The organism is Croceicoccus estronivorus, assembly GCF_001625325.1.
Lineage (GTDB): Bacteria > Pseudomonadota > Alphaproteobacteria > Sphingomonadales > Sphingomonadaceae > Caenibius > Caenibius estronivorus.
The window spans coordinates 62,468-82,519 of sequence record NZ_JRQQ01000008.1 but is presented as its reverse complement, the minus strand read 5'-3'; the positions used below and the strand labels follow the sequence as shown (position 1 = coordinate 82,519).

The 20,052-nt window shown below is 59.0% G+C and carries 24 protein-coding genes and 1 tRNA gene; 10 read left to right on the top strand and 15 right to left on the bottom strand.

Annotated features, from left to right (window positions below; all coding sequences use genetic code 11):
- The first annotated feature begins 43 nt into the window (after nt 1-43).
- From rpsF to rplI, 3 genes are read left to right on the top strand one after another with little or no spacing between them, the layout of a single operon-like run.
- On the top strand, nt 44-409 hold the full coding sequence (gene rpsF, locus MB02_RS13065) for a 30S ribosomal protein S6 (protein WP_067538315.1): 366 nt from the start codon (nt 44-46) through the stop codon (nt 407-409).
- Nucleotides 409-633, top strand: a complete 225-nt coding sequence (gene rpsR / locus MB02_RS13060) for a 30S ribosomal protein S18 (protein WP_021689187.1) — start codon at nt 409-411, stop codon at nt 631-633. The genes rpsF and rpsR overlap by 1 nt, the downstream gene beginning before the upstream one ends.
- A gap of 13 nt (nt 634-646) precedes the next feature.
- Nucleotides 647-1,258 carry a 50S ribosomal protein L9 gene (gene rplI, locus MB02_RS13055; RefSeq protein WP_067538312.1) on the top strand — a complete coding sequence of 204 codons (612 nt, stop codon included), beginning with the start codon at nt 647-649 and terminating at the stop codon, nt 1,256-1,258.
- A gap of 68 nt (nt 1,259-1,326) precedes the next feature.
- On the opposite strand, the gene MB02_RS13050 is transcribed toward rplI, so the two are convergent.
- Entirely contained in the window at nt 1,327-2,082 is a 756-nt protein-coding gene (locus tag MB02_RS13050; protein WP_067538308.1) for an alpha/beta fold hydrolase, read from the bottom strand.
- A gap of 148 nt (nt 2,083-2,230) precedes the next feature.
- Here MB02_RS13050 and MB02_RS13045 point away from each other — a divergent pair, with 148 nt between their 5' ends.
- From MB02_RS13045 to MB02_RS13035, 3 genes are read left to right on the top strand one after another with little or no spacing between them, the layout of a single operon-like run.
- On the top strand, nt 2,231-2,689 hold the full coding sequence (locus MB02_RS13045) for a MarR family winged helix-turn-helix transcriptional regulator (protein WP_067538305.1): 459 nt from the start codon (nt 2,231-2,233) through the stop codon (nt 2,687-2,689).
- Nucleotides 2,682-3,764 (top strand): HlyD family secretion protein, encoded by a 1,083-nt coding sequence (locus tag MB02_RS13040; protein WP_067538303.1) that lies wholly within the window; start codon nt 2,682-2,684, stop codon nt 3,762-3,764. Before MB02_RS13045 ends, MB02_RS13040 begins: the two co-directional genes overlap by 8 nt.
- Before the next feature lie 3 nt (nt 3,765-3,767).
- Nucleotides 3,768-5,369 carry an MDR family MFS transporter gene (locus MB02_RS13035; protein WP_067538299.1) on the top strand — a complete coding sequence of 534 codons (1,602 nt, stop codon included), beginning with the start codon at nt 3,768-3,770 and terminating at the stop codon, nt 5,367-5,369.
- A gap of 67 nt (nt 5,370-5,436) precedes the next feature.
- On the opposite strand, the gene MB02_RS13030 is transcribed toward MB02_RS13035, so the two are convergent.
- The 9 genes from MB02_RS13030 to MB02_RS12990 form a co-directional block, all read right to left on the bottom strand.
- Entirely contained in the window at nt 5,437-6,462 is a 1,026-nt protein-coding gene (locus MB02_RS13030; RefSeq protein ID WP_067538296.1) for an aspartate-semialdehyde dehydrogenase, read from the bottom strand.
- A 75-nt stretch (nt 6,463-6,537) separates the two neighbouring features.
- Entirely contained in the window at nt 6,538-7,746 is a 1,209-nt protein-coding gene (locus tag MB02_RS13025) for an APC family permease (RefSeq protein WP_082826189.1), read from the bottom strand.
- Nucleotides 7,747-7,850: 104 nt separating this feature from the next.
- Nucleotides 7,851-8,228, bottom strand: coding sequence for a 50S ribosomal protein L19 (gene rplS, locus MB02_RS13020; protein WP_067538293.1), 378 nt, complete (start codon nt 8,226-8,228; stop codon nt 7,851-7,853).
- On the bottom strand, nt 8,225-8,971 hold the full coding sequence (gene trmD / locus MB02_RS13015) for a tRNA (guanosine(37)-N1)-methyltransferase TrmD (RefSeq protein ID WP_067538292.1): 747 nt from the start codon (nt 8,969-8,971) through the stop codon (nt 8,225-8,227). The genes rplS and trmD overlap by 4 nt, the downstream gene beginning before the upstream one ends.
- The gene (rimM, locus tag MB02_RS13010; RefSeq protein WP_067538291.1) at nt 8,968-9,459 is read right to left on the bottom strand and encodes a ribosome maturation factor RimM; all 492 of its coding nucleotides are present in this window, start codon (nt 9,457-9,459) and stop codon (nt 8,968-8,970) included. The genes trmD and rimM overlap by 4 nt, the downstream gene beginning before the upstream one ends.
- 6 nt (nt 9,460-9,465) lie before the next feature.
- Nucleotides 9,466-9,915, bottom strand: coding sequence for a 30S ribosomal protein S16 (rpsP, locus tag MB02_RS13005; protein WP_067538290.1), 450 nt, complete (start codon nt 9,913-9,915; stop codon nt 9,466-9,468).
- A gap of 32 nt (nt 9,916-9,947) precedes the next feature.
- Nucleotides 9,948-11,372, bottom strand: coding sequence for a signal recognition particle protein (gene ffh, locus MB02_RS13000; RefSeq protein WP_067538289.1), 1,425 nt, complete (start codon nt 11,370-11,372; stop codon nt 9,948-9,950).
- 123 nt (nt 11,373-11,495) lie between these two features.
- Nucleotides 11,496-11,571: transfer RNA gene (locus MB02_RS12995), tRNA-Ala, on the bottom strand.
- 99 nt (nt 11,572-11,670) lie between these two features.
- Nucleotides 11,671-11,991 carry a TIGR02300 family protein gene (locus tag MB02_RS12990; protein ID WP_067538287.1) on the bottom strand — a complete coding sequence of 107 codons (321 nt, stop codon included), beginning with the start codon at nt 11,989-11,991 and terminating at the stop codon, nt 11,671-11,673.
- A 214-nt stretch (nt 11,992-12,205) separates the two neighbouring features.
- Between MB02_RS12990 and aroA the strand changes: the two genes are divergently transcribed.
- The 4 genes from aroA (at nt 12,206) to rpsA (ending at nt 16,624) form a co-directional block, all read left to right on the top strand.
- Nucleotides 12,206-13,546, top strand: a complete 1,341-nt coding sequence (gene aroA, locus MB02_RS12985) for a 3-phosphoshikimate 1-carboxyvinyltransferase (protein ID WP_067538731.1) — start codon at nt 12,206-12,208, stop codon at nt 13,544-13,546.
- The gene (locus MB02_RS12980; RefSeq protein ID WP_067538285.1) at nt 13,543-13,803 is read left to right on the top strand and encodes a CBU_0592 family membrane protein; all 261 of its coding nucleotides are present in this window, start codon (nt 13,543-13,545) and stop codon (nt 13,801-13,803) included. The genes aroA and MB02_RS12980 overlap by 4 nt, the downstream gene beginning before the upstream one ends.
- Nucleotides 13,800-14,417 (top strand): (d)CMP kinase, encoded by a 618-nt coding sequence (locus tag MB02_RS12975; protein ID WP_067538283.1) that lies wholly within the window; start codon nt 13,800-13,802, stop codon nt 14,415-14,417. The genes MB02_RS12980 and MB02_RS12975 overlap by 4 nt, the downstream gene beginning before the upstream one ends.
- Before the next feature lie 503 nt (nt 14,418-14,920).
- Nucleotides 14,921-16,624 carry a 30S ribosomal protein S1 gene (rpsA, locus tag MB02_RS12970; protein ID WP_067538281.1) on the top strand — a complete coding sequence of 568 codons (1,704 nt, stop codon included), beginning with the start codon at nt 14,921-14,923 and terminating at the stop codon, nt 16,622-16,624.
- A gap of 803 nt (nt 16,625-17,427) precedes the next feature.
- On the opposite strand, the gene MB02_RS12965 is transcribed toward rpsA, so the two are convergent.
- The 5 genes from MB02_RS12965 to MB02_RS12945 all read right to left on the bottom strand — a co-directional run bounded on the left by MB02_RS12965 (nt 17,428) and on the right by MB02_RS12945 (nt 20,049).
- Entirely contained in the window at nt 17,428-18,021 is a 594-nt protein-coding gene (locus tag MB02_RS12965) for a F0F1 ATP synthase subunit B family protein (protein ID WP_067538279.1), read from the bottom strand.
- On the bottom strand, nt 18,014-18,508 hold the full coding sequence (locus MB02_RS12960) for a F0F1 ATP synthase subunit B family protein (RefSeq protein ID WP_067538278.1): 495 nt from the start codon (nt 18,506-18,508) through the stop codon (nt 18,014-18,016). Before MB02_RS12960 ends, MB02_RS12965 begins: the two co-directional genes overlap by 8 nt.
- 83 nt (nt 18,509-18,591) lie before the next feature.
- Nucleotides 18,592-18,819, bottom strand: coding sequence for a F0F1 ATP synthase subunit C (locus MB02_RS12955; RefSeq protein ID WP_067538277.1), 228 nt, complete (start codon nt 18,817-18,819; stop codon nt 18,592-18,594).
- 58 nt (nt 18,820-18,877) lie between these two features.
- Complete coding sequence (locus tag MB02_RS12950) at nt 18,878-19,672, bottom strand: F0F1 ATP synthase subunit A (protein WP_268872973.1); 795 nt, start codon at nt 19,670-19,672, stop codon at nt 18,878-18,880.
- 59 nt (nt 19,673-19,731) lie between these two features.
- The gene (locus MB02_RS12945; protein ID WP_067538727.1) at nt 19,732-20,049 is read right to left on the bottom strand and encodes an AtpZ/AtpI family protein; all 318 of its coding nucleotides are present in this window, start codon (nt 20,047-20,049) and stop codon (nt 19,732-19,734) included.
- Between the last annotated feature and the right edge of the window lie 3 nt (nt 20,050-20,052).

Sequence of the window (20,052 nt, the reverse complement as noted above, 5' to 3'; positions counted from 1 at the left end):
CGGATCAGCCAGCGATCGGCATGAGAGTGAAAGGATTGCGCACATGCCGCTTTACGAGCATGTATTTCTCGCGCGCCAGGACCTGAGCCAGAGCCAGGTTGACGCATTGGCCGCAGCAGCGACGGAAATTGTTGAACAAGGCGAAGGCAAGGTCACCAAGACGGAGACCTGGGGCCTGAAAAACCTTGCCTACAAGATCGACCGTAACCGCAAGGCTCATTTCGTTCTGCTCAACATCGAAGCGCCGGGCAACGTCGTGGAAGAGCTGGAGCGGCAGAACCGCATCAACGAAGACATCATTCGCTACATGACGATCCGCGTGGACGAGCATGAAAGCGGCCCGTCCGTGATGATGCGCAAGAACGATCGTGAACGTCGCCGCAGCCGCGACCGGGATGGAGACAACTGATGGCCCGCCCTTTCTTCCGCCGCCGCAAGAGCTGCCCGTTCTCGGCCAAGAACGCGCCGAAGATCGACTATAAGGACGTCCGTCTGCTGCAGGGCTTCATGTCCGAACGCGGCAAGATCGTTCCGAGCCGTATCACCGCCGTTTCCGCCAAGAAGCAGCGCGAACTTTCGAAGGCGATCAAGCGTGCGCGCACGATCGGCCTCCTGCCCTACATCGTGAAGTAAGGAGCAAGGACCCATGAATATCATCCTGCTCGAACGCATCGAGAAGCTGGGCACGATCGGCGACGTCGTGACCGTCAAGGACGGTTATGCACGTAACTTCCTGCTGCCCCAGAAGAAGGCGCTGCGCGCCAACGAAGCCAACAAGAAGGTCTTCGAAGCCAATCGCGAACGCCTTGAAAAGGAAAACGCGGAGAAGCGGAGCAACGCCGAAACTGCTGGCGAGAAAGTTGCCGGCACCGAGATCGTACTGATCCGTGCTTCGTCGAACTCCGGCCAGCTCTATGGCTCGGTCAGCGTCCGCGACATCGTCGAGGCATTGGCCGAAAAGGGTCACGAAGTGACGAAGTCGCAGGTCATCCTCGACCATCCGATCAAGACCATCGGCATGTTCGATGTCCGCGTAGCCCTTCACCCGGAAGTTTCCGTGACAGTGAAGGCCAACGTGGCCCGGTCGGATGACGAAGCGGAACTGCAGAGCCAGGGCATCGACGTCATGGCCCAGATGTTCGCGGATGAACGCGCTGAAGCCGAAGGCTTCACCGAAGCCGTCGATCCCAACGCGGAACCCGGTGAAATCACTGCGGAAATGCTTGAAGACCAGAACGAGGATGAAGCCTCCGCCTGATCTCGGCAACCTGTTTCAGGTTGAAATTCAGAGCCCTCCCATCTTACGAGATGGGAGGGCTCTTTTCGTCAGGCAGACAGGAATTCTGCAATCGCATGGCCCAGGGCCGGATCTGCGACAGAACTCATATGCGTTCCCGGCACCTCGGCGAACCGGCCATCGGCGAGAATATTCGCCAATGCCTCCGGCGAACCGTTATCGCGATCCTTATCACCGCACAGCACCAGCACCGGCATATCGATCCGTGCCAGATCGTCCTGCTTAATGTCACCGACGGACATGAGCAGTAACCGCGCAGCGACGCGATCGACTTTCGTGGTCTTCATGAACTGTACTGCAAAGTATGCGGGATCGCCGCGTTGCACGCCGTCGAAGCGATCAATGGCATCGACGAAGAACTCTGCCCGCCGATGCCAGCCCGACAGCCCCTCCAGGCCCATCCCCGACAGCACCATTCTTCGCGGCGACAAGCCTGCGATCACGGCCGCCGCCGCAGTCCGTGCTCCGAGCGAAAACCCGGCCAGGTCAAAATCCCTGATCCTGAAATGCGCAACCACATCCTCGACATCGCGCACCAGAACATCTTGCGGATAGGAGGAGGCATCATGCGGCGCCTCGCTTTTTCCATGGGCGCGCAGATCGGGCATGATCACTTCAAACCCCGCGTCCGCCAGTATTTTCGCGTGACCGAATCGAATCCAATTCATCTCCGCATGCGAGAAAAGGCCATGCAGGAGGATGAGCGGCCTGCCTCCTCCCACCTTGTGGATCGCCAACTTCACTCCGTCCCGAGCTGGCACAAATTCACACTGCACATCTTGCATGGAAGAATTTCCATATTCTTGAGAAAGTTAGATGAGCGTTCAAGACGCAAATCAAACAAATAGCCATCGCCAGACGATAATGCAAAACCTCCAGCCGATGACATTTCCATCTTGAATAGTAAGCTACCTTATTATATCTGCCCTCACCATGAGTGATATCGGGTACCTTCTTGCAGACTGCGCACGTCACATGCGCCGCATGTTCGACGAAAGGATGCGCGGAATTGGCGTGACGGGCCCCCAGGCGCGCCTGCTGATGATGCTCGGCGCGCATGAGGGGGAGCAGCAGGCTTATTACGCCAATCTGCTGGAAGTCGAACCGATCACGTTATGCCGCATGGTCGACCGAATGGTCGAGGCTGGACTCATTGAACGCCATGCCGATCCCAAGGATCGCCGTGCCCGTCTTCTCTCGCGTTCCCCCCGGGCACTGGCCATGGCGCCGGCCTTGCAGGCGGAAATAAAGGCGCTTGTAGAAGATGTTGAATCGGGCTTTACGCCCGACGAACTCAAGACGTTGCGAAGCTTGCTTTTGCGCCTTTCGGAAAAGCTCGTCGTGACGCAGGACAAATCAACAGAAAACCGGAACACACCTACCCATGGCTGAGGCCGATCCCACATTCCAGGACGAACATGCCAGCGCGGACCTGCCAGGTAACGAGGGCATGGAACGCATCGCCAACAAGCGGCTGCGCCTGATTGCTATGCTGACTGTCCCGCTGCTGCTGCTCATCGGCGGTGTGACATATTGGTTCCTGCAACAAGGCAAGGTGTCCACGGACAATGCCTATGTCCAGCAGGACAAGGTTTCGGTGAGTGCCGAAGTCGGCGGCCTGATCGATGAAGTGTTTGTAAAGGAAAGCCAGCACATCAAGGCTGGCCAGCTGCTGTTCCGCATCGACCCCGAGCCGTTCCGGTTACAGGTCGAACAGGCGACCGCATCACTGGCCACCGCCCAGGCCAATGTCACCGCATTGGCGAACGACAGTGACCTGTCAGGCGCGGACATCGCCTCCGCCCGTGAAGATATCGCCTTTGCCGAAGCCAATTTCTCGCGGCAGAAGGCGCTTTGGAACCGTGGCTTCACCACCAAAGCCGATTATGACGCGGCCCAACATGCGGTTGAACAGGCGAGAGCATCGCTGCGTGATGCCCTCGCCCGTCAGACCGAAGCACGGGCCCGACTGGCGACCGGCTCCGCCGTCCCCGGTGTAAATCCGCAGATTGCCGTTGCGGACGCCCAGCGCGCAACCGCCCGGCTCAATCTCAAACGCACGGAAGTGCGTGCGCCCGTTTCAGGGGTCGTTGCGGAAGCTGATCGACTGCAGAAGGGGCAAATGATCGTCACCGGTCTTCCCGTCGTGACCATCGTGAAGAGCGACGACAGCTATATCGAAGCCAATTTCAAGGAAACCGATCTGGAAAACATGCGGGTCGGCCAACGCGCGAAGATCGACCTCGATGCCTATCCGGGAATATCTCTCAAAGGTCACGTCGCATCGATCGGTGCGGGCACCGGTTCTGAATTTTCCATTCTTCCCGCCCAGAATGCGACCGGCAACTGGGTCAAAGTCACTCAACGGGTGCCAGTGCGTATTGCAATCGACAGCAAGAGCCCACGCCCCCTCATTGCGGGCCTGTCCGTTAATGTAACGGTGTTTACCCGCGACAAGGATTCCTGACCCTTGGCAAGTGGTGCAGCTTCGCCTCTGGGCCGCGGATCGCGGAGGGAGCCCCAACCGGCTTCGACAGCGATAGAGGATTCACCGCGTTACCCGGTTGCCAATCATGGGCTGCTGATGATCGGCACCATGCTGGCCGCACTGATTCAGGTGCTCGATTCCACCATTGCCAACGTCGCTCTGCCACACATGCAGTCGGCATTGGGTGCGCAGCCGGACACGGTGACCTGGGTTCTGACCAGTTATATCATCGCAAGTGCGGTTGCCCTGCCTTTGACCGGGTGGCTCTCCAATCGCGTCGGCACACGGCGGCTGTTCATCTTCTCGGTATCCGGCTTCATCATAACATCGATGATGTGCGGCATGGCTCAAAACCTGGAAGAAATGGTGATTTTCCGGGCTATGCAGGGCGTTTCGGGAGCCTTCATTCTTCCCCTCAGCCAAAGCTCCATGCTCGATGCCACACGGCCGAGCAAACACGCGCAAATCATGGCGCTGTGGAGCCTGGGGGTTATCGTCGGGCCGATTGTCGGGCCCGTGCTGGGCGGATGGCTGACGGAGAACTGGAACTGGCGCTGGATATTCTACGTCAACGTCCCCCTGGGTGTCAGCGCGCTCAGCATACTCATAGCGCAATTGCCGAAGAGCGAGCAGACGGCCCGACCGTTCGATTTTGTGGGCTTCATTCTCGTCGCAGCGGCCTTGGCCGCGCTTCAGATGCTGCTGGACCGCGGACCGCAAATCGACTGGTTCGATGCAACGGAAAGCTGGATCTACCTCGGGATCATACTCTCAGCGATCTGGGTCGCCTTGCTCCATTTCATCGCGGTCGATCACCCACTGTTCGATCGCCGTCTCTTCGCCGACCTCAATTTCACAATCGCCATGATTTTCATGGTCGCCACCGGTGTCGTCATGTTCGCCAACATGGCGCTGCTACCGCCATTGCTCCAGACTCTGCTCGGCTATGACACTATCGACGCGGGCATTCTCATGATGCCGCGTGGCATAGGCGTGCTTGTTTCCATGCAGGTGGCTGGCTGGCTGGTTCGGCGTGGGGTGGATGCACGCCTGCTGATCGGTACGGGAACAGCCATGCTGGGATATTCCCTGTACATGATGTCAGGCTGGTCACTCGATGTTGACCGCTATCACATCATCTCATCGGGCATAATCATGGGGTTCGGTACCGGCCTGGCGTTCCTGCCAATCAATGTGACTGCGTTCGCAACGCTTGCGCCCCATCTGCGCGCCGAAGGCTCCAGCCTGCTCAACCTGTTCCGTTCGGTCGGTTCATCTATCGGCATCTCTGTCATGATGGCGCTGTTTTCCCGAAATGTTCAGGTGAGCCACAGCGATCTGACAAGCCAGATGGATGGCAATTTTGCCGGCATGATGGATGTCTCCACGGTGGAGCGTTACCAGTCGATCGGCGAAACTGCCCTGACTGTGGTCAATGCCGAAATCAGCCGACAGGCGGCCATGGTCGCCTATATCGATGACTTTCACCTGATGATGTGGCTCGCGATAGCCAACATCCCGCTGGTCATGATGCTCAAGGTCCAGTCGCGACCCACTTTCACGCCCCCGCCGTCAGGGCACTGATCGCATAAGTTACCGAGCCTGGCCCGGTCGCAACCTGTGCCGACCGGACCAGGCCGATTTGGGAACGTCAGCCCTTCTGGAGGTGGCGGCGGCCCAGCAGTTCCGCAATCTGCACCGCGTTCAATGCCGCACCTTTGCGCAGGTTGTCAGACACGCACCACAGGCACAGACCATTATCGACGGTCGGATCTTCCCGCACCCGGCTGATATAGGTCGCGCTGTCGCCAACGCATTCGATCGGGGTAACATATCCGCCATCCTCGCGCTTATCGACAAGCATGATGCCCGGGGCCTCACGTAGGATATCCTGCGCCTTCTCAGCGGAAATTTCATTCTCGAATTCGATGTTGATCGCTTCAGCATGGCCAACGAAGACAGGCACGCGCACGCAAGTTGCGTGGAGCTTCACCTTCGGATCGAGGATCTTCTTCGTTTCCGCGACCATCTTCCACTCTTCCTTGGTCGAACCATCGTCGAGGAAGACGTCGATATGCGGAATGACGTTGAAGGCGATCTGCTTCGTGAACTTCTTCGGCTCAACCGAGTCTCCGACGAAGATAGCCCGGCTCTGTTCGAACAACTCGTCCATGCCAGCCTTGCCCGCGCCGGAAACCGACTGGTAGGTTGAAACGACGACACGCTTGATCCCTGCCGCATCGTGCAACGGCTTGAGCGCAACGACCATCTGCGCGGTCGAACAATTCGGGTTCGCGATGATGTTCTTCTTCGTATAGCCGTCAATCGCATCCGGATTCACTTCCGGCACGATCAACGGCACGTCCGGATCCATGCGATAGAGCGAACTGTTGTCGATCACGACACAACCCTGGCTTGCTGCCTTGGGAGCATAGATTTTGGTCGGCCCCGACCCTGCGGCAAACAGGGCGATATCCCAGCCAGTGAAGTCGAAATGCTCGATATTCTTCACCTTCAGCTTCTTGCCGGTCTCGCCAAAGTCGATTTCCATTCCCGTCGAACGTGGGCTGGCAACTGCCGCCACTTCGTCGCAAGGGAATTCACGCTCGGCCAGAATGGCGAGCATTTCGCGCCCGACATTACCCGTCGCACCGACAACCGCTACTCGATAACCCATCGAAACAACCTTCCTTTCACCGTTTTCTGCACGGCGGAACAGCGCGCGTAGACGCCGTAAACCGCCGGCACAAGTTCACACAACTCCAATAAGATAAAGCACCAGCATAACCGCAGCAGAGAGCGAGCCGGCCAGCCCGACCCCGGCCACCCACCTGGTCCCCGCCTTGCGAAGAATCGCCAATGTATTCACGAGCGAAAAGATCAGCAGGAAGACCAAACTCCCGCCTTCAACCAATCCCTCGATGCCGCCGACCATGACCAACACGGCCGCCACGGCGGAAATCAGCAATGTCCCTGCCCAAGGCACATTGCGTTTGTCACGACGGGCGAACAGTTGCGGCAGTTCACCGTCCTTGGCCGCGGTTTCAGCCAACCGGGCCGTAGCGAATACCGTGGCGTTGATCGCGGAGGATGCCGAAAAAACCGCCGCGACAGTTACCGCATAGAACCCGAATGCCCCCATTGCCTCTTGCCCCGCAAGAGCAAGGGCAACTTCTTCCTGCTGAACGATGGCAGGCCCACCAGCAAGCATCCCGGCCCCGACGGCTACAAATATGTAGGCAAAGCAGGTCACGACAATTGCCAGTGGCATTGCTAGGGCAATGGTACGCGCCGGATGGCGCATCTCGTCATAGTCGTAGCTCAACAACTGGAAGCCTTCATATGCCATGAAGACCACTCCGGTCCCTACAAGGGCTCCGTGCCATCCGACTGGCTGCCCCGGATCCAAAATGAGCTTGTCCGGCGCCCAGTGCCACAGTCCGATAGCAGCAAGGCCGAACAAAATGGCCAGCTTGCCCCACACGGCGAACTGTTCAAGCGCCGAAGCTTCGGACGCCCCGAGCAGGTTTACACCCATCAGGATGAAGATAGCGGTAACACCGGCCAGCCTGGCGACCATGCCGTCCTGCCCCATGGCATGGGCCGCATACGCACCGAATGTCACCGCATAAACCGCAACCGTCAGCGTATAGCCGAAGATCAGCAGCCAGGCGACATATCGGGCCGCCCGGTTCCAGTTCATCGCCCTAAGATACGCATAGCTGCCGCCCGGCCTGTCGAGCTGACGCGTCAATGCTGAATAGGAATGACCGGATGCCAAGGCGACCACGCCTCCGATCAGGAAGCTAAGCCATGCCCATTCCCCGGCAACCGAAATGACGACCCCCAGAGTGGAGAATATGCCACCACCGATCATCCCGCCGACGGCCATCGCCCAGGCTCCACCCACGCCAAGCGCCCGGCGGTCACGACTGTGCTGTATCGAGCTACTGCTCATCATCGTTCCTGAAGATCGGTGTTGATGGAAACGGCAAAGAAAAGGGCGCCCTGGCTGACTTGCCAGGACGCCCTTTTCGCGAATTCGCTATGTGCGGCGTAAGGCTCTCAAGCCCCCTGGCCGGCGCCCTGATTATCGCGCCGTTCTGCAATGCGCGCACGTTTACCAGTGCGGCCACGCAGATAGTAGAGTTTCGCCCGCCGCACGATACCGCGACGGACGACGGTAATGCTGTCAATGTTCGGCGAGTACAGCGGGAACACACGTTCCACACCTTCGCCGAAGCTGATCTTGCGGACAGTGAAGTTCGAACCCATGCCACGGTTTGAACGGGCGATGCAGACGCCTTCGTAATTCTGAACACGGGTACGGGTACCTTCGACGACCTTCACGCCGACGCGTACCGTATCACCGGGACGGAATTCAGGAATATCCTTCGCAGCCTTGGAAATTTCCTCGGCCTCAATCTGTTGAATCAGGTTCATTGAGCCTGGTCCCCATTTTCATACCGCGCGCCAGAGGCAGACTGGTCCCGAACGCCCCGATGGCGTTCCCAAAGGTCCGGCCTGCGTAACCGTGTGTCTTCTGCCGCCCTTTGTTTCCGCCAGGCAGCAATTTTCGCATGATCCCCCGATCGCAGCACTTCAGGAATCGTGCGCCCTTCCCATTCGACAGGTCGGGTGAACTGCGGATATTCGAGAAGTTCCTGTTCGAAACTCTCTTCATGCCCGCTTTCGGCCGCGCCCATTACGCCGGGAAGCAGCCTAATGCAAGCGTCGAGTGTCATCAGAGCGGCCGGCTCGCCCCCGGAAAGCACGATATCGCCAACCGCAACCTCCTCGACCGGACGCCCTTCGAATATGCGTTCGTCAAAGCCTTCAAATCGCCCGCACAGGATCGTCAGACCTGGGCCTGCCGCCCACTTGCGGACACGGGCCTGAGTTATCGGCTTTCCCCGTGGCGTCATGGCCAGAACGGGGCAGTCGGGGTTCCGCTCCAGCGCATGATCCACTGCACGCGCCAGAACATCGACTTTCAACACCATACCCGCACCGCCGCCAGCAGGCGTGTCATCCACGGTACGATGCTTGTCGGCCGCAAAATCACGCAGTTGGACAGCATCACAGGTCCAGATGCCTTCTGCCAACGCGCGGCCAGCCAACGAAATGCCCAATGGGCCGGGAAACATCTCCGGATAGAGCGTCAGAACCGTTGCCACGAACGTCATATCTGCGCAAACTCGGTCATCACGACCAACCGCGCAGTATCCCATTCAGGAACTGCGTCGCCCCGCATTGGCACCATGAAGCGCTTGCCGTTGGGACGCTCGATCTCGATCACGTCACCCGCGCCAAAGTTTTCGACCGCAACCACCCTGCCCAGAGGTTCGCCGCTGTCCGAAACAGCGTCGAGGCCGATCAGATCGGCGTGGTAATATTCGCCTTCTCCCAATTCGGGCAAGGCTGAACGAGCGACTGTCAGGGCCGTACCCCGCAGCTTTTCAGCCGCAGTGCGATCCGTCACTTCGGCAAAGCGAGCAACCGCCCCGCCCTTGTTGTCGTCGCGCAACTTCTTCAACGTCAACGCGCCGTTGTTGAAGCTCTTGTATTGGGAGAGCGCCGAAACGCCCTCCCCAAACAGCTTCAGGCGGACTTCACCAGTCACACCATGTGCGCCGGTAACGGCAGCCAGAGTGACGGTCTTGTCCTGTCCCAAGGTCTATCAACCTTCGGCCTGTTCCTCTGCAGCAGCTTCTTCAGCAGCCGGAGCTTCTGCTTCTGCGGCTTCTTCAGCAGCAGGCGCTTCTGTAGCAGCCTTGGCTGCTTCTTCCGCTTCAGCCAGCTTGGCGGCCTTTTCTTCAGCGCGTTCCTTGGCCTTTTCGCCCGGCTCACCCTTCTTCGGGTTGCTCGTAGCTGCACGTTCCTTAATACCGGCGGCATCGAGGAAACGAGCGACACGATCGGTCGGCTGCGCGCCAACGCCCAGCCAGTAACGAACGCGATCTTCGTTCAGCTTGACGCGACCTTCATCACCCTTGGGGAGCAGCGGGTTATAGATGCCTACCTGCTCCAGATACTTACCGTCACGGGGTGAGCGGCTGTTGGCCACCACGACCCGGTAATAAGGCCGCTTCTTCGCGCCACCGCGCGACAAACGCAGGGAAATTGCCATTTATTTGACCTTTCTTTCGTAAAATACCAAAATTACTTCTTGTTCATAAAATTCTGGAGATCGGGCGGAAGCCCTCCAGCGCCGCCGCCCAGGCCAGGCATCGCGGCATTCAGCCCGCCCTTACCGAACAGTGCGCCAAGCCCTTTGAGACCGCCCATCTTCTTGATCTGTTTCATCGCCCGGCCCATCTCCTGATGCATCTTCAGGAGTTTGTTCACATCCTGCACTTGCGTGCCGGAACCGGCGGCGATCCGTTTCTTGCGCTTGGCATTGAGCAACGCGGGGTTGGACCGTTCCTTCGGCGTCATCGAACCGATGATCGCATCCATATGGACGAGAACCTTGTCGTTCACGCCCCCGGCCGCCATTGCCGCCTTGGCTTTCTTCATGCCCGGCATCATCCCGGCCAGCATGCCAAGACCACCCATGCTCTGCATCTGTTTGAGCTGGCTGCGAAGGTCGTTCATATCGAACTGCCCCTTCATCATCCGCTCGGCCAGACGCTCAGCCTCTTCCTTCTCGACAACCTCGGCGGCCTTTTCGACCAGGGAGACCACGTCCCCCATGCCGAGGATACGGCCCGCGACCCGGCTCGGGTGGAAAGGTTCGATCGCATCGATCTTTTCGCCGGTGCCGGCGAACTTGATCGGCTTGCCCGTAACCGCACGCATGGAAAGCGCAGCGCCGCCGCGGGCATCGCCATCCATCCGGGTGAGCACCACGCCGGTCAGATCGACTCCTCCAGCGAAACTCTGCGCCACATTGACCGCGTCCTGGCCTGTGAGAGAATCGACGACCAGCAGGGTTTCCTTGGGTGAGGAAATGCCGGCGACGGCCTTCATCTCAGCCATCAGCGCATCATCGACATGCAAACGGCCGGCAGTATCCAGCATCAGGACATCGACCGCCTGCAGTTTGGCCGACTGGAGTGCACGCGTGGCGATATCGACAGGCGCCTGACCGGCGATGATCGGCAATGTCGCAACACCGGCCTGCTCGCCCAGCACGGCCAGCTGTTCCTGCGCGGCGGGGCGATTGACGTCGAGCGACGCCATCATCACCTTTTTGCCCTGCTTTTCCTTGAGCAGCTTGGCAAGCTTTGCAGTGCTGGTGGTCTTACCGGAGCCCTGCAAACCAACCATCATGATAACGACCGGCGGCTTGGCTTCCAGTTCAAGACCGACAGTCTCGTCACCGCCCAGCATTTCGACCAGTTCGTCATTGACGATCTTGACGACCTGCTGGCCGGGCGTGACCGACTTCAGCACCTGATGGCCGACGGCCTTCTCTGTGACCGCATCAATGAAACGGCGGGCAACCGGCAAGGCCACGTCCGCTTCGAGCAACGCAATGCGAACTTCCCGCATTGCATCGCGCACATCCTGTTCATTCAGCGCGCCGCGCCCACGCAGACGATCGAATACGCCGCCGAGACGATCGGCCAGTGAATCAAACATGGAGGCTCCTGTCGAACATGCGCTCCGCCACTTGTGCGCCGCCCTGGGGCTAAACGCGAAAAACGCCGGCGGACGAAAGCTCGTCGGCCAGCGTGCGGTCGAATGACCGACTTGTAAATCGAATGGTGGAGCCGAGGGGGATCGAACCCCTGACCTCTACAATGCCATTGTAGCGCTCTCCCAGCTGAGCTACGGCCCCGTCCATTCACATTCCGATACACCCTGGGGGATATATCGTTCCCTGCCATATGGCTGGGACGCCGCCCTCTAGTGGCACGTCCCGCCCTTGGCAAGAGGTTTAATTATCGTCGTCGTCGTCGCCTGACTTACCGGGCACGCCGAGGTCATCGTCACCGCCGAGATCGACATCGTTATCGGGCGAATCGCCGTCGTCATCGATGTCGCCGAGATCATCGTCGGCAAGATCCGAGTCCTGCTCTTCGACCTTCTTTTCTTTCTCTTCCTCGAAAGGAATCGGCTGCTTGGACTTCAGCACAGGCTCAGGATACCACTGACTTCCGCAATCGATGCAGGTGGCCGGCTCATCCTTGCCCAAGTCATAAAAGCGGGTACCGCATTTCGGGCAGGTACGCTTGGTGCCCCATTCAGGCTTTACCATGGAAAATCCTCAATTAACCCGCCGTGGCCGGCGGCAATGCGATGCACGATTCGAATGCTAACGTGAAACTCCCTGCAGGAGCGCGGCGCGCGCCTTGCCATAGCAGGCAGGCGCTGTCAAAAGCCGCCGCGCCTAGTGCCCTCCTGAAACGGAAAGTCAAGCTCCCATGCACGCCGCCGAATCGACCAGCCAGCATACCTCGCAACAGTCGGGTATGCGCCCCAGGCGTTTCACAGCCGCAGGGGCCCTCAAAGGCTCTATCAAAGTGCCCGGCGACAAGTCGATCAGTCATCGCGCCCTGATGTTCGGCGCTCTCGCTGTGGGCGAAACATGCATTTCGGGTCTGCTCGAAGGCGAGGACATCATGGCGACGGCCGCCGCAATGCGGGCCATGGGAGCCACTATCGACCGTGTGGCAGAAGGGGAATGGCGCGTTCGCGGTGTAGGCGTAGGCGGACTGCTCCAGCCTGATGTAGCGCTGGACATGGGCAATAGCGGAACCTCGACCCGCCTTCTGCTCGGCCTGCTCGCAAGTCATGGCATCACTGTCAGCTTTACAGGCGACGCGAGCCTGTCGAAACGGCCAATGGGCCGGGTCATCGAACCTCTCGCGCAGATGGGCGCCGATATTCTCGCCAGTCCAGGATCGGATGGCAGCCAAACGTTGCCTCTGATGATTCGCGGTGCACAGCCTGCTGTTCCCATCACCTATCGGCTTCCCGTCGCATCTGCACAGGTGAAAAGCGCGATTTTGCTCGCCGGGCTCAATACTCCCGGCGTCACCACCGTGATCGAGCCGGTGCCGACACGCGACCATTCCGAACGTATGCTTACCGGCTTCGGTGCCGAACTGACCGTCGAGGAACAACTCGGCGCTGACGGCCCCGAACGCGTCATCCGGATTCGTGGCGAGGCGGAATTAAAGCCTCAGACCATTGAAGTGCCTGGCGATCCTTCCTCTGCGGCTTTCTTCATTGTCGCGGCGCTGCTTGTCCCCGGCAGCGATCTCATAATCGAAAATGTCGGGCTTAACCCGACCCGGGCGGGTCTGATCGAGGCCCTTCGCCTGATGGGTGCGCAGATCGAGGAATTGAACGCCCGCACTGTAGGGGGCGAGCCCGTGGCAGACTTACACGTCGTTCACTCCCCACTCAAAGGCACTGTGGTGGATCCCTCCATCGCCCCCAGCATGATTGACGAATTTCCCATATTGTTCGTCGCGGCAGCAATGGCTGAAGGGCGCACGGTCACATCCGGCCTCCATGAGCTGAGAGTTAAAGAGTCCGACCGTCTGAAAGTGATGGCAGAGGCATTGACCGCTGCCGGAGCAAAAATCGAAGAGCGCGAGGACGGCCTTGTTATCGACGGTACTGGAGGCAACCCATTGGCCGGAACGGCGGGCGATCCGGTTTTCACGCATCTGGACCACCGCATTGCGATGAGCATGGCGATCGCCGGTCTCGTGAGCCGCGACGGTGTCGAACTGGACGACACCCGCCCCATCGCCACCAGCTTCCCCGCATTCGAACAATTGCTGGACGACCTCTTCTCATGACATCGGAAGTCGCCAACTATTTCGGTTTCACGGGCATGGCCTGCATTATCTTCGCATACGCCTACATGACCGTGAAACAGGCCCCCAATCCATTTCTCCAGCATGGCGTGAACCTGCTCGGTGCAGCACTCCTGACAGTATCATTGCTGGTAAATACCAACCCGGCATCCCTGGTGCTGGAGGGGTTCTGGGCAGCGATCGCGATTTACGGTCTCGTCCAAGCCGTCAGGTCCCGCCGCAAAGGCGAGAGAACATGATCATTGCAGTCGATGGCCCTACCGCCAGTGGCAAGGGCACCATTGCAAAGGCTCTGGCAGCTCATTTCGGGCTGCCGCATCTGGATACCGGCCTGCTCTATCGCGCCGTCGGCCGGCAAGTCATGATAAATGGCGGCGACCCGGACAATCCGGATGATGCGACGCTGGGCTGCGCCTTTCCGGAAAGCTTGCTGGACGATCCTACTCTTCGCAGCGAAGAGACTGGCGGCCTCGCAAGCCGTGTATCGATACACCCCGAGGTGCGCGCCACTTTGCTTGAGCGGCAGCAGGCCTTCGCTCACCAGCCCGGTGGGGCCGTGTTGGACGGACGTGACATCGGCACCGTCATCGCTCCTGAGGCGGATGTGAAATTGTTCGTCACCGCATCAGTGGAAGCCCGGGCCCAACGCCGCTACCTCGAAATGCGCGAACGGGGCGAAGCAGTCACTATCGCAGCAATAAAGGCGGATCTGGAAGCTCGCGACGAACGCGACCGCAATCGTACCCAGGCCCCCCTCCGGCCTGCGCCCGACGCTATTCTTCTGGATACCTCTCATCTCGACAGGGCGGCAGCGATCGAACTCGCGATATCCAGAATTGAAGAGATGCGCTGATATCTTGCTCAGCCATGGGATAGAATAAGGCATAATTTTTAATTGCTTATCGCACGACACATAGACGGAATCCGCAGCAGGCTGCGTTTGCGAACAGCTACATCGACACGGATCTTCCTCTCCCCTCCCCTGGACGAAAAATCCGCTCGCGGCAGTTCCGTTCTTCCTGACCGCGAATCCCGCATTTCCCTTGCTTTCCGGCCCACCTTGGCCTAAGCGCGCGTCCGTTCGACAGGGGCATGCCCGGTCGATGGCCATCAGGATTTGGGCCACCCGATTCTTGCAACATTGCACGAGCCCGGCGCCACCTGAAACAAGGTTGAACCGCAGTTCTGCTTTTGTGGCTCTCGTCCGTTCTCAACCCTGGAGAATGCCTGCCCGGGTATTCGACCCGGTGGGCAGTTCGGCCCTTTGGCCCACCCAAGGCAATGGTGCCCGGGGTGGAGAAAAGACCGGCGGACCCAACCGCCTGGCCGGAAAAATGTGAGTTAGGAACAGAACTTATGGCCACTTCGGCAAACCCTACTCGCGATGATTTCGCGAAACTTCTGGATGAACAGCTCGGCGCTGCCGACGAAGGCGGCTTCGAAGGCCGCGTTGTCAAAGGCACCATTACCGCAATTGAAAACGGCAATGTCGTAATCGACGTAGGCCTCAAGAGCGAAGGCCGCGTTGCTCTCCGCGAATTTACCCATGGCGACCAGCCACACGGCCTGTCGGTCGGTGACGAAGTCGAAGTCTACGTCGACCGCGTCGAAAACGCCGACGGCGAAGCAATGCTCAGCCGCGACCGCGCCCGCCGCGAAGCCGCCTGGGACAAACTCGAATCTGAATTCGGTGAAGGCAAGCGCGTCGAAGGACGTATCTTCGGCCGCGTCAAAGGCGGCTTTACTGTCGACCTCGACGGCGCCGTGGCATTCCTTCCCGGTTCGCAGGTCGATATTCGTCCGGTCCGCGACGTGACTCCGCTGATGGACATGCCGCAGCCGTTCCAGATCCTCAAGATGGATCGTCGTCGCGGCAATATCGTCGTTTCCCGCCGTGCCGTTCTGGAAGAAACCCGCGCCGAACAGCGCAGCGAACTGATCGACAAGCTGGCCGAAGGCCAGGTGATCGATGGTGTGGTCAAGAACATCACCGACTACGGTGCCTTCGTCGACCTCGGCGGCATCGACGGCCTCCTCCACGTCACCGACATGAGCTACAAGCGGGTCAACCACCCGAGCGAAGTCGTCAATATCGGCGACACCGTGTCCGTTCAGATCATTCGCATCAACCAGGATACGCAGCGCATCAGCCTCGGCATGAAGCAGCTTGAAAGCGATCCGTGGGATGGCGTCGCCGCCAAGTACCCGGTCGGTGCGAAGCTCAACGGCACTGTCACGAACATCACCGAATATGGTGCCTTCGTGGAGCTGGAACCGGGCATCGAAGGCTTGGTCCACGTTTCCGAAATGAGCTGGACCAAGAAGAATGTGCATCCGGGCAAGATCGTTTCGACTTCGCAGGAAGTCGAAGTGGTTGTGCTCGAAGTCGATTCCGAAAAGCGTCGGATCAGCCTCGGTCTCAAGCAGGCTCAGCAGAATCCGTGGGAAGCTTTCGCCGACAAGCACCCGATCGGTTCGACCGTCGAAGGCGAAGTCAAGAATGCTACCGAATTCGGCCTCTTCATCGGTCTGGACGGCGATGTCGACGGCATGGTCCACATGTCGGATATCGCATGGGGCATTTCGGGCGAAGACGCGCTGGCTCTGCACCGCAAGGGTGAGCAGGTTCAGGCCGTCGTACTCGACGTCGATGTCGAGAAGGAACGCATCAGCCTCGGCATGAAGCAGCTTGAAAAGGGTGCCCCGGCCGCTGGCGGCGGAACCAGCGGATCGCTCCGCCGCGGTGAAGTCGTCACTGTTACGGTCCTCGAAGTCCGCGATGGCGGTCTCGAAGTTCAGGCTGGCGAAGACGGCGCAACCGGCTTCATCAAGCGTTCGGATCTCGGACGCGATCGCGATGAACAGCGTCCTGATCGTTTCCAGGCCGGCCAGAAGGTCGACGCCATGGTTACCGGTTTCGATCGCTCGAAGAAGCCGAACTTCTCGATCAAGGCCCGCCAGCTGGCCGAAGAAAAGGAAGCCGTCGAACAGTACGGTTCGTCCGATTCGGGTGCATCGCTCGGCGACATCCTCGGCGAAGCGTTGAAGCAGAAGCAGTAAGCTTCTCAGCCTTTACCGGCATGAAATACGAGGCCCGTCCGGAGCGATCCGGGCGGGCCTTTCGTTTGCCGGGTACAGAGAGACAGACTACTCCGAGGTGCGAAAAAAGGAGGCCGCCTCAACGTATCGGCTATCTACAGCCACTTGGCTCAATACGTCTGAATGATTGGAACCGCGGATGGCTGTTAAGAGCATGGTATGGGGCTAAAGCCGTTCTTGTGGGAATGTCAGTCGAGGCAACGCATGATGATGTCATCGGCGAGCCTGATTTAGTGGAGCACTAACCCCTGCCCCAGAAGCGCTGCCCGCAGTAGCGTTGGGGGATATGCTCGAACTCCTAGCGGGTCTTGTGCAATGCCCCCTTGACCAGCGCACGAAGTCGCTCACCGAGAGGCCCGACGGAATACGACAGTAGAGTCATGCAATGTCGTAACCCGGATGCACACCTCAGACAGATCGGATGAGAGGGTGCCCTCGACACATACGTCCGAATGAGCTCACCGCGGTGAGACAAGGTCCGCTCCCGGGGTCGCCAAGCAACAGGGTCCGGCTCCTGTTTAGGGAACTGACCCGATCACTTACACAAGCTATTACGCGAACCGCATCAGCAAGAGGGAATATCATCTCCCCCGTCGAAGGAGCCGAGCAAGCCTGGCAGTGAAAAACCCGCCGCAGCCCCATGCGCCGGATCAGTCTCATCTCATCAGATGGGAAGGCAGCCGAACTGGTTGGCCAAATAAAAAAAAGCCCCCCGCATGCGGAGGGCCTTTTTCTGGTCAAAGCAAGCGTTTGGTCTCTCGCCATTAAATTCCGGCGATTGCCTCATCTACCAGCTTCTTGTCCGCTGTGGCGTCATGCGATTCCGCAATCAGTCCGCCGGCTGCGATGCTGGCTGCATCCGCAGCCTTGGCGCGCAATTCATCAATCGCGCCACGCTCGGCAGCGGCGATCTTGTCTTCCGCCATCTGCTTACGGCGCTTGATCATCGCTTCCGTATCGACTTCGGCCTTGGCGACAATGGCCTCCGCCTCCTGCTGGGCATGCTCGATCATCGCCGCCGCATCTTTCTCGGCATTGGCGATCTTGTTCGCATACTCCTGACGAAGTGCCTCTGCTTCAGCACGCAGTTGCTTTGCTTCATCGAGCTGATGCTTGATCTCGGTGATCTTGGCGTCCAGCCCGCCGACAAGAATGCCGGGAACCTTCTTCCAGAGAAGCAACCCAAGGAACACAAGCATTGCCAAACCGACCCACCCCGAAGGGTTAAGCCCAAAGGCCACGGGTTCGGCATGATGACCATCGGCAGCCGGATGCTCGACCGTTGCGGTCAGATGCTCGGAGTGAGCACCTGCATCCACCGCATGTTCACCGGACAGTTCTGCTGCGGGATTAGCCATTGCTCAGCACTTTCTTGACGGCGGAAGAGGCCGATGCTGCAGGAACGCTTACCCCAGCCAACTTCTCAACGATTGTCTGGGCCGCTTCGCTCGCCACGGTTTCCAACTCGACAAGGGCTGCTGCACGCGCATCGGCAATCTTCGCTTCTGCATCAGCCATTTTCTTGTCGATGCGCTTTTGCGCGGCGGAAAGCTTCTTTTCCGACGCAGCTGCGGCATCAACCTTTGCCTGAGCGACGAGAGCCTGGGCCTGAGCACGATTTTCGTTCTCGCGCTTGCGCCACGCCTCTTCCTCGGCATTTGCCTGGTTGCGGGCATCCTGGGCAGCGGCAAGATCCGCGCCGATCTGTTTATCGCGCAATTCCACAGTGCCCATCACTTTGGGCACCATGCCTTTACCAATCACAAAAAAGACGAACCCGAAAATCACCAGCAACCAGAATATCTGGCTGGAATAGGTTTCGGCGAGCTGGGCTATCTGAGGCATCGGTTGGTCCCGAGGTCTGGCGCAACAAAAATAGAACCCCGGCCGGAACGCTAGGCCCGACCGGAGCAGTCGTCAGGATTTCGTCAGGCGACGAAGATCAGGATCATCGCGACAACGAACGACAGCAGACCGAGAAGTTCTGCCGCGGCGAAGCCGATGAACAGACGGCCCTGCTGACCGTCGGCGGCACCCGGGTTGCGCAGTGCGCTTTCGAGGAACGAGCCGAACACGTTACCCACACCGATGGCGGCCATACCGGCGCCAATCGCAGCGAGACCCGCACCGACCAGCTTGGCTGCTTCTTGGTCCATTTGAATAACTCCTTTTCGTAAAGCCTGGAAATTCGATTTCCGTAAACGTGGATGAAACTTAGTGAAGATTCTCTGCGTCGTTGATGTAGAGCGAACTCAACAGCGCGAACACATAAGCTTGGATCGCCGCGACCAGCAGCTCAAGCGCACAGATCGCCAACATCAGCACGAAGCTGGGAATGCCGATCAGCAGGCCATAACCCGCACCCGCGTTACTCGCATCGATGACGAAGCTCGCCAGCACTTCAAGCAGAACGTGCCCAGCCATCATGGCAACGAAGAGACGCAGACCGAGGCTGAAAGGACGCACAAGGAAGCTGACCAACTCGATGACGAAAATCATCGGGATCATCGGCAGCGGCGTGCCATGCGGTACGAAGAGTGAGAAAAAGTGAAGCTTATGCTTCCAGAAGCCGACGACCAGAACGATCAGAAAGGATATGATTGCCAGCACGCCGGTGAGGGTAAAGTGACTGGTGGTCGTGAAGGGATGAATTCCCGCCATCGCGAGAGGCAAGGGAACCAGGCCCAATACGTTGGCAAAGAGAATGAACATGAACAGTGAGAAGATATACGGAACGTATTTCTTCCCTTCCTTGCCCACATTCGCTTCAAGCAAATCATCGATAAAGCCAGTGAAGCTTTCAACCGCCATTTGCCAGCGGCCGGGAACCAGTTCCCGCTTCATACCGCCCGCCACGAAAATCCACAGCGCAACGGCCGAGATGACCATCCACAGCACGGAATTGGTGAAAGCGATGTTGTAACCGGCAATTTCCCAGTGCGCGGAGCCGAAAAGCGGCTCAATCGCGAACTGGTGCATCGGGTCGACTTTGGCCTGCTCGGCTGCCACTTGCGTTAATCCCTGCGCCACTTGAACAGACAGCGCCCCAATCAAACCCCCCCATGGGATCAGTCAGGACGCCGGTTCGAAATCCGGATAATGTTCCTGAAGGCAACGATAATTCCGAAGAACATCATCACCAACAGACCCCATGGAGCAGTACCTGCAAACCGGTCGATCACCCAACCGATCAAAGCACCGCCACCGATCCCCCCCAGTAATTCGGCCAGTACCCGGTTGCCGAGACGATAGTTCGCATCGACACCCTTAACTTGCGGCCGGTTACGCTCATCTTCCCGCTCGCGCGCAGCTTTAAGCCGCTCTTCGAGCGCGTCGATCCGCGCATCTTCACCGATAGGTTCCCGGCCGGACGATTCTTCGCTCATGCC

Bases quoted from the DNA above. Each gene is read 5' to 3' on its own strand.
- MB02_RS12945 (WP_067538727.1), bottom strand. From the start codon at position 20,049: ATGAGCGAAGAATCGTCCGGCCGGGAACCTATCGGTGAAGATGCGCGG.
- MB02_RS13050 (WP_067538308.1), bottom strand. From the start codon at position 2,082: ATGCAAGATGTGCAGTGTGAATTTGTGCCAGCTCGGGACGGAGTGAAG.
- MB02_RS12960 (WP_067538278.1), bottom strand. From the start codon at position 18,508: ATGCCTCAGATAGCCCAGCTCGCCGAAACCTATTCCAGCCAGATATTC.
- MB02_RS12980 (WP_067538285.1), top strand. From the start codon at position 13,543: ATGACATCGGAAGTCGCCAACTATTTCGGTTTCACGGGCATGGCCTGC.
- MB02_RS12990 (WP_067538287.1), bottom strand. From the start codon at position 11,991: ATGGTAAAGCCTGAATGGGGCACCAAGCGTACCTGCCCGAAATGCGGT.
- MB02_RS13045 (WP_067538305.1), top strand. From the start codon at position 2,231: ATGAGTGATATCGGGTACCTTCTTGCAGACTGCGCACGTCACATGCGC.
- MB02_RS12965 (WP_067538279.1), bottom strand. From the start codon at position 18,021: ATGGCTAATCCCGCAGCAGAACTGTCCGGTGAACATGCGGTGGATGCA.
- MB02_RS13040 (WP_067538303.1), top strand. From the start codon at position 2,682: ATGGCTGAGGCCGATCCCACATTCCAGGACGAACATGCCAGCGCGGAC.
- aroA (WP_067538731.1), top strand. From the start codon at position 12,206: ATGCGCCCCAGGCGTTTCACAGCCGCAGGGGCCCTCAAAGGCTCTATC.
- rpsR (WP_021689187.1), top strand. From the start codon at position 409: ATGGCCCGCCCTTTCTTCCGCCGCCGCAAGAGCTGCCCGTTCTCGGCC.
- rplI (WP_067538312.1), top strand. From the start codon at position 647: ATGAATATCATCCTGCTCGAACGCATCGAGAAGCTGGGCACGATCGGC.
- MB02_RS12975 (WP_067538283.1), top strand. From the start codon at position 13,800: ATGATCATTGCAGTCGATGGCCCTACCGCCAGTGGCAAGGGCACCATT.
- MB02_RS13030 (WP_067538296.1), bottom strand. From the start codon at position 6,462: ATGGGTTATCGAGTAGCGGTTGTCGGTGCGACGGGTAATGTCGGGCGC.
- ffh (WP_067538289.1), bottom strand. From the start codon at position 11,372: ATGTTTGATTCACTGGCCGATCGTCTCGGCGGCGTATTCGATCGTCTG.
- rplS (WP_067538293.1), bottom strand. From the start codon at position 8,228: ATGAACCTGATTCAACAGATTGAGGCCGAGGAAATTTCCAAGGCTGCG.
- MB02_RS13025 (WP_082826189.1), bottom strand. From the start codon at position 7,746: ATGATGAGCAGTAGCTCGATACAGCACAGTCGTGACCGCCGGGCGCTT.
- rpsP (WP_067538290.1), bottom strand. From the start codon at position 9,915: ATGGCAATTTCCCTGCGTTTGTCGCGCGGTGGCGCGAAGAAGCGGCCT.
- MB02_RS12955 (WP_067538277.1), bottom strand. From the start codon at position 18,819: ATGGACCAAGAAGCAGCCAAGCTGGTCGGTGCGGGTCTCGCTGCGATT.
- rpsA (WP_067538281.1), top strand. From the start codon at position 14,921: ATGGCCACTTCGGCAAACCCTACTCGCGATGATTTCGCGAAACTTCTG.
- trmD (WP_067538292.1), bottom strand. From the start codon at position 8,971: ATGACGTTCGTGGCAACGGTTCTGACGCTCTATCCGGAGATGTTTCCC.
- rpsF (WP_067538315.1), top strand. From the start codon at position 44: ATGCCGCTTTACGAGCATGTATTTCTCGCGCGCCAGGACCTGAGCCAG.